The sequence below is a fragment of the Povalibacter uvarum genome, from assembly GCF_014202975.1.
Lineage (GTDB): Bacteria > Pseudomonadota > Gammaproteobacteria > Steroidobacterales > Steroidobacteraceae > Steroidobacter > Steroidobacter uvarum.
The window spans coordinates 289,780-304,083 of record NZ_JACHHZ010000001.1; the positions used below are offsets into that span (position 1 = coordinate 289,780).

At 62.7% G+C, this 14,304-nt stretch carries 12 protein-coding genes and 1 riboswitch; of the genes, 5 read left to right on the forward strand and 7 right to left on the reverse strand.

The genetic code is table 11. The annotated features are described in order from the left end of the window. Window positions 1-61: 61 nt before the first annotated feature. The 7 genes from HNQ60_RS01155 to HNQ60_RS01185 all read right to left on the reverse strand — a co-directional run bounded on the left by HNQ60_RS01155 (window position 62) and on the right by HNQ60_RS01185 (window position 5,289). On the reverse strand, window positions 62-760 hold the full coding sequence (locus tag HNQ60_RS01155; RefSeq protein ID WP_184329186.1) for a histidine phosphatase family protein: 699 nt from the start codon (window positions 758-760) through the stop codon (window positions 62-64). A gap of 85 nt (window positions 761-845) precedes the next feature. Further along, window positions 846-1,067 carry a hypothetical protein gene (locus HNQ60_RS01160; protein ID WP_184329187.1) on the reverse strand — a complete coding sequence of 74 codons (222 nt, stop codon included), beginning with the start codon at window positions 1,065-1,067 and terminating at the stop codon, window positions 846-848. Between the two features lie 295 nt (window positions 1,068-1,362). Next, the gene (locus HNQ60_RS01165; RefSeq protein WP_184329188.1) at window positions 1,363-1,944 is read right to left on the reverse strand and encodes a hypothetical protein; all 582 of its coding nucleotides are present in this window, start codon (window positions 1,942-1,944) and stop codon (window positions 1,363-1,365) included. Between the two features lie 13 nt (window positions 1,945-1,957). After that, entirely contained in the window at window positions 1,958-2,332 is a 375-nt protein-coding gene (locus tag HNQ60_RS01170; protein WP_184329189.1) for a response regulator, read from the reverse strand. 229 nt (window positions 2,333-2,561) lie between these two features. Next, on the reverse strand, window positions 2,562-3,305 hold the full coding sequence (locus HNQ60_RS01175) for an ABC transporter ATP-binding protein (RefSeq protein ID WP_184329190.1): 744 nt from the start codon (window positions 3,303-3,305) through the stop codon (window positions 2,562-2,564). After that, the gene (locus HNQ60_RS01180; RefSeq protein ID WP_184329191.1) at window positions 3,306-4,121 is read right to left on the reverse strand and encodes an ABC transporter permease; all 816 of its coding nucleotides are present in this window, start codon (window positions 4,119-4,121) and stop codon (window positions 3,306-3,308) included. A gap of 94 nt (window positions 4,122-4,215) precedes the next feature. Then, window positions 4,216-5,289, reverse strand: coding sequence for a putative urea ABC transporter substrate-binding protein (locus tag HNQ60_RS01185; RefSeq protein ID WP_184329192.1), 1,074 nt, complete (start codon window positions 5,287-5,289; stop codon window positions 4,216-4,218). 172 nt (window positions 5,290-5,461) lie between these two features. Further along, window positions 5,462-5,573, reverse strand: a riboswitch (guanidine-I (ykkC/yxkD leader). Window positions 5,574-5,893: 320 nt separating this feature from the next. Between HNQ60_RS01185 and HNQ60_RS01190 the strand changes: the two genes are divergently transcribed. The 5 genes from HNQ60_RS01190 (at window position 5,894) to HNQ60_RS01210 (ending at window position 14,101) form a co-directional block, all read left to right on the forward strand. Beyond that, the gene (locus tag HNQ60_RS01190; RefSeq protein WP_184329193.1) at window positions 5,894-6,619 is read left to right on the forward strand and encodes an urea amidolyase associated protein UAAP1; all 726 of its coding nucleotides are present in this window, start codon (window positions 5,894-5,896) and stop codon (window positions 6,617-6,619) included. Window positions 6,620-6,634: 15 nt separating this feature from the next. Next, a complete protein-coding gene (locus HNQ60_RS01195) occupies window positions 6,635-7,285 on the forward strand; it encodes an urea amidolyase associated protein UAAP2 (RefSeq protein WP_184329194.1) in 651 nt (216 codons plus the stop codon). An 86-nt stretch (window positions 7,286-7,371) separates the two neighbouring features. Next, the gene (gene uca / locus HNQ60_RS01200; protein WP_184329195.1) at window positions 7,372-10,983 is read left to right on the forward strand and encodes an urea carboxylase; all 3,612 of its coding nucleotides are present in this window, start codon (window positions 7,372-7,374) and stop codon (window positions 10,981-10,983) included. Next, window positions 10,980-12,752 carry an allophanate hydrolase gene (gene atzF / locus HNQ60_RS01205; RefSeq protein WP_184329196.1) on the forward strand — a complete coding sequence of 591 codons (1,773 nt, stop codon included), beginning with the start codon at window positions 10,980-10,982 and terminating at the stop codon, window positions 12,750-12,752. Before uca ends, atzF begins: the two co-directional genes overlap by 4 nt. A 233-nt stretch (window positions 12,753-12,985) precedes the next feature. Next, a complete protein-coding gene (locus HNQ60_RS01210; RefSeq protein ID WP_184329197.1) occupies window positions 12,986-14,101 on the forward strand; it encodes a D-alanine--D-alanine ligase family protein in 1,116 nt (371 codons plus the stop codon). The last annotated feature ends 203 nt before the right edge of the window (window positions 14,102-14,304 follow it).

Genomic DNA, 14,304 nt, shown 5'->3' on the forward strand with positions numbered 1-14,304 from the left:
AGGAATGTGATGGGTGACAAGGCGCCCCTTTTCGGTGCGCCATCGAGTCATCATCACGACGCTATCGATACGTGATCAACTCCCGCCGCCCCTGCCTGTCCAGATGCGGCAGGGCATTGAACATCGACAGCGAAACCTTCTCGCTGCTGTAGATGAGGCGCGTGATCGACGCGTTGTGAACGGCCCAGTTGAGCTCGACGCCCATGTGATTCGACAAGCCCAGGACGTGAGCGACAGTCGTGCCGATGACACCGCCGGATGTGCTGATCATCAGCGTCTTCGAGCGGCCCTCGGACTGCATGATCCGCTGCAGGGCCCCGGTGATCCGGCCGTGAAAGTTTTTCCACGGCAGCATCGCCGTGGCTTCGATGCGGGCTTCGACCCAGGCACGGGCCGCACGCTCGAGGAAGAACTGGAATTTCCGGCGATCGTGGCGCAGCTCGGGCCAGCCGGCTTCTGCGAGCTCAGCAGCGGTCAGCGATCCGGCGAACTCACGGAGCATGACGTCGCTGTCGTATTCGTCGAAGGCACCGTCGACTGCGACCGGAGGAACGGTCGAACCCAGCGCCGACGCGATGATCTCGGCGGTTTCCTTCTGCCGTTGCAGGGTACCTGTGTAGATGCGATCGATGCGCTCGCCGGCTTCGGCGAAATACTCTCCGAGCAATTGCACCTGCTTGCGGCCGGTCTGCGAGAGCTGATCGTAGTTGTCGGTGCCGAAGGAAGCCTGGCCGTGGCGGATGAGGTAGAGGGTGCTCATGGCAGAGAGGGTACATGAAAAGCAAAAACCGCCGATCGCTCCCCTCCCATGAGAGCGACTCGGCGGCTTGATCTGCAGAAAAGCTTCAGCGCGTAACGGCAGCCGTCTTCTGCGCTTCGGAAGGGGAGGCCTGGAGACCGCCCATATCCTTCACTTCGACGCTCCACGACTTGTCTTCAACCTGCCGAATCTCGACCCGGCCGGACTGCGATGGCGGTTCCATCATCAAAGCCGATCCCCACAACGCAGCGCCGACGATGGCGAGTGCGGCAGATGCACCCACGATAGTCCGCGATTCGATCAACATTGCGCCTCCTGTTTCCGCATGTCGGTCTGCGGATGCGCGCCGGGAGCTTCCCGGTCACGCGACTGAATGATGTGTTCGCTGTCGAAGATAGTCCGATGCGTGGGCTACTCCGTGCGGCAGGTCACACTCCTTTCGGGTGTGTCGGGCCATTCGCCAACTCGCGACACACGTCTCAACTTCGCGGCCGCTCAGGGATGCCCCGACAGGGAAAATCCCTGTTAGAAGCGCAAATTATGACGTTCTGTCACATCGTCGAATGTGACGCGGAACCGTAGGCGCGCAAGAAGGGGAGTGACTAGAACAATTCGATCTCGCCCGCTTTGGCGCGTTCGCCCGCCATCACCGACGGCGGCGGAGGAGAGCCGTGGACGAAGCCGGAAGCTTCGCTGTCCATGACGACCTGGAAGACTTCACGTTCTTCCTGCGTGCGATACAGACGGCGCAGGGTCGAATGCAGGCGGGTCCACTGCTCCGGCTGCTGCATCTGTTCCTGGTTGCAGGCGAACAGGGCGAGGGCGGAGAGGCTGTAGCGCACGTGGCCGAGGCGCTGGGAGAGCTTGTCGTAGAACTGGAAGGCAACGACGGCCGAGGCCATCTGGCGCGAGAACACTGCCAGCTGCGCGCTGAGCTCGGGTGCGAGCTGCGCCTTCACTTCTTCGGGCAGGCTTTCGGCGACCGATCCAACGGCCTTCGCGCTGTCGACCAGATTGGTGAACGCCTGGATCAGCGTATCGACCGCCTGGTCGGACTCCTGCATCGCGGAGTCCATCTGCGCCTCGCAGAGCCCGAGCATGAGCGCGAGCTGGCGCTCAGGCGACCAGTCGGTCAGGACTCGCAGCTGCTGGGTGACGGAGGTGTCTGTCGTGCTCGCCGACATGATTGGAAACGCTTCAGAGCACGCGGCTGATGGTCGCGAGCAACTGTTCCGGGTTGAAGGGTTTGACGATCCATCCCGTGGCGCCGGCCTGTTTGCCGCGCATCTTCGTTTCCTGACCCGATTCGGTCGTGAGCACGAGCATCGGGGTGAACTTGTAAGAATCGAGTGTGCGCAGTTCGCGGACGAGTGAGATGCCATCCATGCGCGGCATGTTCACGTCGGTCAGCACGAGGTCCACAGAGGCACCCCTGGCCATTTCGAGGGCTTCCACGCCGTCGGCGGCCTGCACGACCTTGTAGCCCGCGCCTTCGAGAGTGAAGCGGACCATTTGCCGCATGGACGCTGAATCATCTACGGCCAGGATTGTCTGCTGATGTGCACCGGACATCGCTCGTCGCTCCGATCTTGAGGTAACTGCCATACCGGTACCTGCGTGCGTGTTCTTCGTTAAACAGCAGGCGGGAGCGGCGTTGGTTCCCATAACGGCACGGGCCGGGTGTGATTGAGCGCCTTCGCTGCAGAAGGGGACACAGGTCGCAATTTTTGACGGTCGTCAGGGAAGCGATGAGACCACTGTCAAATGCTGCTGCGGTGCGTCGGCCCGCGACGGGGGTGTCTCACGCTGCCAGGCGGTCGGTTGCCTTTGCTTTGAGCGGCAGGTTGTACGTCACGGTTGCGCCGTAGGCATCCGGATCCTGCGGGTCTTGCCGGCGCTTGTCGAACACGAGCAGTCGCGTTCCGAGCTGGAAGCTCTCCTTCAGATCGTGACTGATCATGAAGACCGTCATCCGGTTCTGCGACCACAGGCGCAGGATGATCTCGTGCATGTCGGCGCGGATGCCGGGATCCAGTGCGCCGAACGGCTCATCGAGCAGCAGGATCTCAGGTTCGCAGATCACGGATTGGGCGATGGACAGGCGCTGCTGCATGCCGCCTGAGAGCTGCGAGGGATACTTGTCGCGCGCGGCGTAGAGGCCAATCGAATCGAGCAGCGCATTCGCCTTCTCCAGCGCTGTGCGACGCTTCGCTCCGAAGAGCCGACCGAGAAATCGCGACCCGGTGAACTCGAGGCCGAGCAGCAGGTTCTCGGTCACCGTCAGATGAGGAAAGAGGGAGTACCTCTGGAAGACGATGCCGCGATCCGGTCCCGGCTCGGGCGGTATGGGCTTGTCGTCGATCAGCAGCTCGCCGCGCGTCGGCTTCTCGACTCCGAGCAGCAGTCGCAGGAACGTCGTCTTGCCGCAGCCCGATGCACCCACGATCGTGACGAATTCGCCGTCCTCGATCCGGAGGTTGAGGTTTTCGAGCACGACCTGCCGGCCGTACTCCTTCCACAATCGCTTGACCGTGACGCTCGCCATTTATCTTTGCGACTCCGCCCAGGGAAACAGCCGTCGGCGCGCGATGCGCAGCATCCAGTCCATCAGGAACGCGAGCAGCGTGATCCAGAAGACGTAGGGCAGGATCACATCCATGGCGAGATAGCGGCGCACGAGGAAGATGCGATAGCCGAGCCCTTCGGTCGAAGCGATCGCTTCGGCCGCGATCAGGAACAGCCACGCGCAGCCGAGCTGCAGTCGCACTGCATCGATGAGTCGTGGCCACAATTGCGGAAGGATGATGCGTGTCGACAGCAGCCAGCTCGAAGCACCGAGCGTCTGTGCCTTGATCAACTGTTCGGTTGGCAGTTCGCCCGCTCGCAACGCGACATCACGCGCAATCACCGGCGTGACGCCGATGACGATGAGCGCGATCTTCGCCACTTCACCGAGTCCGAGAACGATGAACAGCACCGGCAATATCGCCAGCGGCGGAATCATCGATACGGCTGCAACGAACGGCGCAGCGAGCGCACGTATGTATGGAATCGCACCGATCGTGAGGCCAAGGCCCAGGCCGATCGCTGCGCTGATCCCGAGCGCGACGACAATGCGCTTGAGGCTCGCCCACGTATCGACCCAGAGCAAGACCTCCCCGCTGCGTCGGTCCTCCTCGAACGCATAGGCGTGCACCGTATCCACGAGCGTGGCGACCGAAGGCAGCAGCTTGTCGTCAGGATTCGCCTCGAGCCGCGTATTCGACCCGAACAGATAGGCGGCGATCAGAACGAGAAACGGCAGCACGGCGAGAAACGCCGCGCTGCCGCGTGGGGGGTGGAGGTTGATGAGGCGGGGCATAAGAGGCTGTGAGCGGTGAGCTATGAGCCAGAGGCAGAGAAGAGGGTTCCGCTCTGGCTCGCGGCTCGTCGCTCGCAGCTTCCCCGCTTCCCGTTCACAGTTTCCCTTCGCTCGCCAATTTCACATACGTCGCATCGAAGCGCATCTTGATGTTCTTCGCGTTGCCGAGGGTCTTGCCGCCGGGGAACTCGATGCCGACGACATCGACGGTCTTGGCGCCTTCGCCGAGCAGGCCGTGGTCGAAGGAAAATTTGCGGACGAGGTCCATCGTCGTCTGTACCTGTGGGCCGGTCACGAAGGAGAGCGATTCAGCGGGCGTCCAGAACATCCTGGTGGTTGCGAGCTGGCCGTTGAAGCCGGCGAGATCGGTGCCGGAGGCTTTCGCCATGTGGGCGAGAGCCTTTGGATCCTTCTTCGCCATCAGGGCGATGGTTTCGTACCAGGCGCCGACGAGTGCTTTCGCGAAGGCGGGGTTGGCCTTCAGCGTCGCGCTGTTCACGACCATCAGGTCGATGATCTCGCCGGGGATCTTGCTCGAGTCGAAGACGAGCTGCGCGTCGGGCGACGCGAGGATCTCGCTGAGCTGGGGTTTCCACGTCACCGTAGCCTTCGTGTCGGCCGCGGCATAGGCACCGACGATGTCGGCATCGGAGGTATTCACGACCTTGATGTCGCGTTCCTTGAGGCCGACAGTTTCGAGACCGCGGGCGAGCAGGTAGTGGGAGACCGAAAGCTCGACCAGGTTGACGGGAAGCCCCTTGATGTCCGCGAGCTTCTTGCCCTTGCCCTTCACCACGACGCCGTCGTTGCCGTTCGAGAAGTCGCCGACGATGAGCGCGGTGGAGTCGACGCCGCCCGCTGACGGAATCGTCAGCATGTCCATGTTCGTCATCACGCAGGCATCGAAGCTGCCCGCCGTGTATTGATTGATCGACTCCACGTAGTCGTTGATCTGCGTGAGCTCGATCTTGATGCCGTACTTGTCGGCCCACTTCTTCAGGATGCCGCTCTCGGCCGCGTAGTCCCAGGGCATCCAGCCAACGTAGATGCTCCAGGCGACTTTGAATGACTTCTTCTCCGCGGCCGAAGCAGTGGGGGTGAACGTGGCGGCCAGAAGGGCGCAGACCACGATCGATGCGCGGGCCAGGGCTCTCAAGGACGAATGCATGCGGCGACTCCTCGTTGTTTGCGGTCCAGTCAGGGGCCGACCGAAACGAAGTGATCGTTGCCGGTCGGACATCGCAGCACCGCAACTCGAGGATCGGTCGGTCCACGGGGATCGGTCGGTCCCGCACGCTGTCAGCGCCGCGTTCCAAGGGAGCCCAAGTCAAAGGCTCCCGACCTCCCGGGCTTTTATCCCGCCGTGTATCCGTCAGCGATCGCTGCCCGGACTGCCTCTCTCGGACCAGCACCACGCACCGCTGCGCAGCCGGAACCCTAGACGCACATTGTTGTGGGAGGGGAAGTGCAAGGGACGTGCCGGAGGGAGCGACGAGCTGCGAGCGGCGAGCTGTGAGCCGGAAGGGCATTTGTGCGATCTCGTTCTGCTGCTTCGTGGGGCGAAGTCGATTGGAAGTGCTCGGGGATGGTGCGACCCGAAGCACGCGCACATGCACGATGCAACTTCTCGGCGCTGCTCCCGATGCAGCGTGCACCAACGTCTCTGCGTCTCCCTCCGGCTCATCGCTCGTCGCTCACCGCCCATTGCCCGTTTTGGCCCGTTCCTTGCTCCTCCTCCGTGACAACAAACTGATTCGAGGTCGTCTACATCAATGGCGGAAGGCGCTCCTTACTGGATGCTCTGGGAGGAACACGTTGCTTCGGGCGCGCACTGGTCGGGCCTGTTGCGGCGGGGGACGACGCTGCGCCTGACGGATGTGGCGGGCGGTGCGAACGTATCTGCGTTGCTCTTCAACTACGACGATCGCCTCGAGCGTTACAACATGCCGGACACGCTCAAGGCGCAGCACACTGCTTATCTGACGTCTGGTTTCGTGTGCTACTCGGACATGGGGCGCGTGCTGTGTTCCATCACGGATGACACCTGCGGCTGGCATGACACGATCTGTGGTGTGACTTCGCCCGGCGATGTCGAGAAGAAGTACGGCGTGTCGCGCTACCAGGAGAGTCGCAACAACTGGTATCGCAGCGGCTACGAGAGCCTGCTCACTGAACTGGGCAAGTACGGCCTCGGCAAGCGCGACCTCAGCGCCAACATCAACTTCTTCAGCAAGGTGACCGTCGACGACGAAGGTCACCTGCATTACCAGTCCGGCAACTCGAAGGCCGGCAGCTACGTCGACCTGCGTTTCGAGATGAACGTGCTGCTGGTGCTTTCGACCTGCCAGCACCCTCTCGACCCGGCGACGACTTACCAGCCGCGGGAAATGCAGCTCACTGCGTGGCATTCGCGGCCGGCCCCGCGCAACGATCCTTGCCGGATGAAGTGCCCGGAGAACGAACGCGGGTTCAGGAATACGGAAGTATGGTTCCGATGAGTGACGTGAGTGCCCATGCCCCTCGTTGAAAGCAAGCTCGATCCCGGTAATGCCATTCACCGCGTGGTCATCGCTGCCGGCGAGCCCTGGCTCGGCACCGTGAAGGCCGGGCAGTCCTTCCGCATTCTCGATCTCGAGGGCAATCAGGCTGTCGATACATTGTTCTATCGCTCGGGGACGCTCGAAGAACGTTACAGCGCGCAGGACACGATTCGCGCGCAGGGAAACATCTATCTCACGGCTGGCACGCCATTGTTGTCGAACGAAGGCAACACGATGCTGACGATCGTTGCCGACACCTGCGGCCGGCACGACACGCTCGGCGGCGCCTGTTCGGCAGAGAGCAACACGGTGCGGTATGCGCACGAGAAGCGGCACATGCACAGCTGTCGCGACAGCTTTCTCATCGCACTCGCTCGCTGGGGCTCGACGTTCGGCCGCGACTTCAGCAAACGCGACCTGTCGAGCAACGTGAACTTCTTCATGAATGTGCCCGTCACACCCGCCGGCAAGCTCACCTTCGCCGACGGCATCTCGGGGCCGGGCCGGTACGTCGAGATGCGGGCGGAGATGGATGTCACGATCCTGATCTCGAATTGCCCGCAGCTGAACAATCCATGTAACGGATACAACCCGACGCCTGTGGAAGTGATGGTGTGGGATTGAGGTGACGGGTCACTCCTCGCGGGACGACCCGCGAGCCGAACAAACAACGCCGGGACGACCCGGCACCTTGGGCCTCACGGTGCTCCATGTTCGACAAGGTGCTGATCGCCAACCGCGGCGCAATCGCGTGTCGCATTCTTCGCACGCTGAAAAAACTCCGGATCGGCTCGGTCGCCGTCTACTCCGATGCTGACCGGCATTCCATGCATGTGGCGCTGGCCGATGAAGCCGTGAGGCTCGGGCCGGCGCCGGCTGCGCAAAGTTATCTGGCACAGGATCTGATCATTGCAGCTGCGCGAGAGCGTGGTGCGCAGGCGATTCATCCGGGATATGGCTTTCTGAGCGAGAACGCCGCGTTTGCAGAGCGCTGCGAGGCGGCCGGGATCGCGTTCATCGGGCCGACACCGGGCCAGATGCGGGACTTCGGATTGAAGCACACGGCCCGTGAGCTGGCGCTTCGTCACGAAGTGCCGCTGCTGCCGGGCAGTGGTCTTCTCGACGATATCGAGCATGCGCTGACAGAAGGGCGGCGCATTGGCTGGCCCGTGATGCTGAAGAGCACGGCGGGCGGCGGCGGCATCGGCATGCAGCTATGCCGTTCGGAGCAAGAACTGCGCGACGCATTCGATTCGGTCGAGCGGCTGGCGAGAAGCAATTTCAGCCAGGGCGGCGTCTTCCTGGAAAAGTACGTCGAGCGGGCGCGCCACATCGAAGTGCAGATCTTCGGCGACGGTCGCGGCAAGGTCGTGGCGCTCGGTGAGCGCGATTGCTCGGTGCAGCGTCGCAATCAGAAGGTGATCGAGGAGACACCGGCGCCGCATCTCAGTGAAGACGTCCGGTCGCAACTGTTGCGCAGTGCGCAGCGGCTCGGTGAGGCGATCGGCTATCGATCCGCCGGTACAGTCGAGTTCGTCTATGACGACACGTCGGGGCGGTTCTACTTCCTCGAAGTGAATACGCGGCTCCAGGTCGAGCATGGGGTGACCGAGCAGGTCACCGGCATCGATCTCGTCGAATGGATGATCCTCGTCGCCGCGAACGAGCCGCCCGACCTTTCGAGCCATGTTCACACACCGCGAGGACATTCGGTCCAGGTCCGGCTCTACGCGGAAGACCCCGTGCACAACTTCCGGCCTTCGAGCGGATTGCTGTCGCATGTGGAGTTGCCGCGCGACGCTCGCGTGGATTCGTGGATCGAAACGGGCACCGAGGTGCCGGCTCACTACGACCCGATGCTCGCGAAGATCATCGCCGATGGTCAGACGCGGGAGGAAGCGCTGGCGAACCTCGATCGTGCACTCTCACAGACGCAGGTGCACGGCATCGAGACCAATCAGGCCTATCTGCGTGCGATCGTGCACGACAGCGTGTTCGCCGAAGGCCGGCAGTTCACGCGCTATCTGTCGAACTTCAAATACCAGCCCGCCACTGTGGAAGTCGTTCAGCCCGGCACTCATTCGACGGTGCAGGATTTTCCGGGACGGATCGGTTACTGGGACATCGGCGTGCCCCCCTCGGGTCCGATGGATGATCTGGCCTTTCGCGTCGCGAATCGGCTGGTGGGCAACGAGGAACACGCCGCGGGCCTCGAGCTGACGGTGAGCGGACCGACGCTCCGGTTCAACGCGCCGACGGTGATTGCATTGACGGGCGCGAGAATGAAAGCCGATCTCAACGGTGCACCTGTCGAGTACTACCGGCCCGTCGCGATCGTGGCGGGCAGTACGCTGAAACTGCGCCAGATCACGGGCGGCGGTCAGAGAACGTACCTGGCCATTCGCGGTGGTTTCGATGTGCCGCCGTACATGGGAAGTCGGGCGACGTTCACTCTCGGGCAGTTTGGCGGGCACGCGGGCCGTGCCTTGCGCGCCGGTGACACATTGCGCATGGCGAACTTGCCGACGATTGACGCGAAGGCGGAAGTTTCAACCGACATGGCGATGCACTACGGCTCCGATTGGGAGATCGGTGTGATGTACGGGCCGCATGCGGCGCCGGAATTCTTCACGCCGGCCGACATCCAGAGGTTCTTCGACGCCGACTGGGAAGTCCATTACAACTCCAGTCGCACCGGTGTCCGGCTCATCGGTCCGAAGCCTCAGTGGGCGCGCAGCGACGGCGGCGAAGCAGGGCTGCATCCCTCGAACATTCATGACAACGCGTACGCGATTGGTGCCATCGATTTCACCGGCGATATGCCTGTCATCCTCGGGCCGGACGGGCCGAGTCTGGGCGGATTCGTGTGCCCCGCGACCATCGTGCGGGCGGAACTCTGGAAGGTCGGGCAGCTGCGGCCGGGCGATCGCGTTCGGTTCAAGCGCGTCTCAGTCGAACAGGCGACGCTGCTCGAGCGCGGCATGGAGGAGTCGATCGCAGCGCTGCATGGCCATCCGACCCTCGGCTCATCTGATGCGACAACGCCGTCCGCGATCCTCGCGGGCTCGCCGGCGCAGCCGGGCCCTGCGGTCTGCTACCGCCAGGCTGGCGACAAGTACCTGCTCGTGGAATACGGCGATCCGGTGCTCGATCTCGAATTGCGCTTCCGTGTGCATTCGTTGATGGAGTGGCTGCAACGCGAATGCGTGCGCGGTGTCCAGGAATTGACGCCGGGCATCCGATCGCTGCAGATCCACTACGACAGTCGGGTGATCTCTCAGAAGGCGCTGGTCGATGTCCTGAAGCGCGGGGAGGCCGAGCTGCCCGGGGTCGACGATGTGGAGGTGCCGAGCCGCATCGTTCACCTGCCGCTGTCGTGGGACGATCCGGCAACGCGCCTCGCGATCGAAAAATACTCGCAGTCGGTTCGCAGGGACGCGCCTTGGTGTCCGAGCAATATCGAGTTCATTCGCCGGATCAACGGACTCGATTCCATCGAGGATGTGCAGCGCATCGTGTTCGATGCCAGCTATCTCGTCATGGGACTGGGTGACGTCTACCTCGGCGCTCCCGTGGCGACGCCGCTCGATCCGCGTCACCGGCTCGTTACGACGAAGTACAACCCCGCGCGAACATGGACACCCGAAAATGCTGTCGGTATCGGCGGTGCGTACCTGTGCGTTTACGGCATGGAAGGGCCGGGCGGCTACCAGTTCGTCGGCCGAACCGTGCAGATGTGGAATCGCTATCGACAGACGCGTGACTTCACCGACGGTAAACAATGGCTGCTGAGATTCTTCGACCAGCTCAGGTTCTACCCGGTGAGCGCCGAGGAGCTGCTGCAGCTTCGGGAGGATTTCATTCGCGGGCGATTCGAGCTGAAGGTCGAGCCCGCGACATTGCGGTTGTCCGAGTACCGTGACTTCCTCGCGGCCAACCGCGATTCCATTGCCGCCTTCAAGTCGCGACAGCAGGCGGCATTCGATGCCGAGCGCGAACGCTGGCGTGCGAATGGACAACTGACGTTCCACTCCGAAGCTCAGGCTGTATCGGAACGAGAAGAAGTGCAGGCGCTTCCCGAAGGCAGCGTTGCCGCGTCATCTCCGGTGACGGGCAGCGTCTGGAAGGTTGCCGTGAAGCCCGGGCAGGCGGTGGAAGAGGGCGAGGAACTGTTGATCGTAGAGGCGATGAAGATGGAGATCCCCATCGTTGCGGAATCTGCCGGCATCGTTGCCGAGCTGCGCTGTGAGGCGGGTAAAGCAGTCAACGCTGGCGACGTGCTCGTGGTGATGAAGGCAGAAGTCGCCGAGGTGGTGGCATGACCGCACTGACGATCGAATCGGTGCTCGACGGCTATCGCACTGGGCGCTCAACCGTCGAGGCGATGATCGGTGCGCTCCTCGACCGGATCGACGCCGCGCCGGCGGGCAACGTGTGGATTCACCGGCTGGCGCGGGATCAGGTGATGGCGTATGCGGCACGGCTCCGGGAGAAGTCCATGGATGAGTTGCCGCTTTATGGTGTGCCGTTCGCGATCAAGGACAACATCGATCTTGCGGGTGTGCCGACGACCGCCGCGTGCTCTGAGTTCGCTTACGTCCCGACGCAATCCGCTTTCGTCGTCGAGCGATTGATCGCTGCCGGTGCGATCCCGATCGGAAAGACGAACCTCGATCAGTTCGCCACCGGGCTGGTTGGAACGCGATCACCGTTCGGCGCGTGCGAGAACAGCTTCGATTCGCGCTACATCTCCGGCGGGTCCAGCAGCGGGTCCGCGGTTGCCGTGGCGCGAGGATTCGTGAGCTTCGCGCTCGGCACGGATACCGCAGGCTCCGGAAGGGTGCCGGCTGCCTTCAACAACATCGTGGGCCTGAAGCCATCCTGCGGCGCACTGAGCACGGCGGGTGTTGTGCCTGCCTGCCGATCGCTCGACTGCGTTTCCATCTTTTCGCTGAGCGCGGGCGATGCGCGGCGCGTGCTCGATGTCGCGCAGGGATTTGATGCAGCAGATGCTTATTCGCGAGACCTGCCGGCACGTGGGCTGCCTCACGCCCTGCGCATCGGCATTCCACGTCGCGATCAACTGGAGTTCTTCGGCGATACTGAATACGCGGAGCTGTTTGGACGAGCGCACCGGCAGGCAGCGTCGATCGGCTGTACGGTGGTCGAGCTCGACTTCCGGCCCTTCTTCGAAACCGCGCGACTTTTGTATGAAGGACCTTGGGTTGCCGAGCGCTTCGCGGCGATAGAGGAGTTCCTCGCGGCGCATCCGAAGGCACTGCATCCAGTCACAGCGTCGATCATCGGGGCGGGATCGCAGGCAACGGCGGCTGCCGCCTTCCGTGCCCAATATCGACTGAAAGCACTGCAGCGTGCAACCGCGCCCGTCTGGGAACAGGTGGATGCGTTGATGGTGCCGAGTGCGGGCACGATCTATCGGATCGCGGACGTTCTCGCCGATCCCGTGACGCTGAACTCCAATCTCGGGCACTACACGAACTTCGTCAATCTGCTCGACCTCGCCGCGATTGCCGTGCCGGCGGGTTTTCGGAGCGACGGTCTGCCGTTCGGTGTGACGCTGATCGCTCCGGCAGGGACCGATAAGGCGCTGGTCGGCATCGGTGCGCGACTTCATGCGGTGAGTTCATCGCGACTGGGAACCACGAATGATGCGGTCCCCTCACCGGTTGAACAGACCACGGCGTCGGGGTACGTGCACGTCGCTGTATGCGGTGCCCACATGAGCGGTCTGCCGCTGAATCATCAACTGACCCAGCGAAAGGGATTCCTGGTGCGTGCCACACGAACCGCGCCGCGTTACCGGTTCTACGCGCTTCCCGGCGGGCCGCCACAGCGGCCAGGCTTGGTTCGAACGAACGAAGCAGGAGCAGCGATCGATGTCGAAGTGTGGGCAGTGCCTCAGGAGCATTTCGGGACCTTCGTCGCAGGCATTCCTTCACCGCTCGGCATCGGCAAAGTGGAGCTGGAGGACGCCATCTCGTGCAGCGGCTTCGTCTGCGAAGCGTGGGCAATCGAGGGTGCCGAGGAGATCACTTCCTTGGGCAACTGGCGTGCGTACCTCAGGAAATAGGAAGGAGAAGGTTTCACACGGAGTTCACGGAGTTCACGGAGATGGAGTAGTGAGATGTCCCGCACTGGCATTCATCTCTCTCTCTCTTTCTCTCTTTCTCTCTTTCTCTCTCCGTGTGCTCCGTGAACTCCGTGTGAAATCCGTATCCGTATCCGTTTCCGTATCCGGTTCCCCCGCCACAATTCATCACATTTCGCCGCGGCCGCTGCCCGATTGGCGGTTAGCCTGCGAACATGAACGCAGCAGCCCGGTTGAAAGTAGGTGTGCTCTTCGGCGGTCGCTCGGCCGAGCACGAGGTGTCCATTCTGTCGGCGCGCAATGTGATTGCAGCGCTCGATCCGGAGCGATTCCACGCTGTGGCGATCGGCATCACGCGAGGTGGCCGCTGGATTCAGCAATCGACGCAGCGATTGCTGCGTGAGAAGGGCGACCCGCGATTCGTGCAGCTTTGCGTCGATGGTCCCGAAGTTTCACTGCTCGCGAACGGCGCTTCCGAAGCAGCCAACGCGGGTCCGCGAGGTGCGGGGCTGGATGTGATCTTCCCGGTCCTGCATGGGCCGCATGGAGAGGATGGCACGGTGCAAGGCCTGCTCGAGCTGGCGGGTGTGCCGTACGTCGGCGCCGGCGTTCTGGGCTCCGCGGTCGGCATGGACAAGGATGTGATGAAGCGCTTGCTGCGCGACGCAGGAATTCCCGTGGCGCGTTTCGCCGTTGCGCGGCACAGCGAGTATCGTCGCGATCCGGCTGCCGTCCTGACGCGTGCGGACGCACTTGGGTATCCACTGTTCGTGAAGCCAGCGAATCTCGGCTCCTCCGTGGGTGTCACGCGTGTGCTGTCGCGGGCGCAGCTCCCGTCGGCGCTGCAGACTGCCTTCGCCTACGATCTCAAGGTCATCCTGGAGGAGTCGATCACCGGCCGTGAGATCGAATGCTCCGTGCTTGGCAACGATGCTCCAGTGGCTTCAGTGCCTGGCGAGATCGTTGTAACGCATCCGGACGGCTTCTATTCCTACGACGCGAAGTATCTCGACGATCATGGTTCGAGACTGGAGATTCCGGCGAGCCTGGATGATCGCACCGCCAGTGAAGTGCAGCGCCTGTCGCTCGAAACCTTCCGCGCACTCGAGTGCAGCGGACTGGCGCGCGTGGATTTCTTCCTGCGAGGCGACGGCCAGTTGTTCGTCAACGAGATCAACACACTGCCGGGATTCACGGCGATTTCGATGTACCCAAAGCTATGGGCCGCTAGCGGCGTGTCACCGCGCGAACTGATTTCCAGGCTGATCGACCTGGCCATCGAACGTCATTCGCAGCGCGCCGTCCTTCGTTCGGTGTGCTCTGTGCGTTGATGGCTGCCACGGAGAGGAGAGAGGAGTTTCACACGGAGGTCACGGAGATCACGGAGCTCGCAAAGGCGGAGAGGAGGATGCTAGGCCGGGATTTGCCCAGAGCGATTTGGGGGCTCTGACCTCCGTGAACTCCGTGATCTCCGTGTGAAACCTCCGTGCTACCCGGAAAACGCGAACTGCGTACCAGAGTGACGTGCGTCACA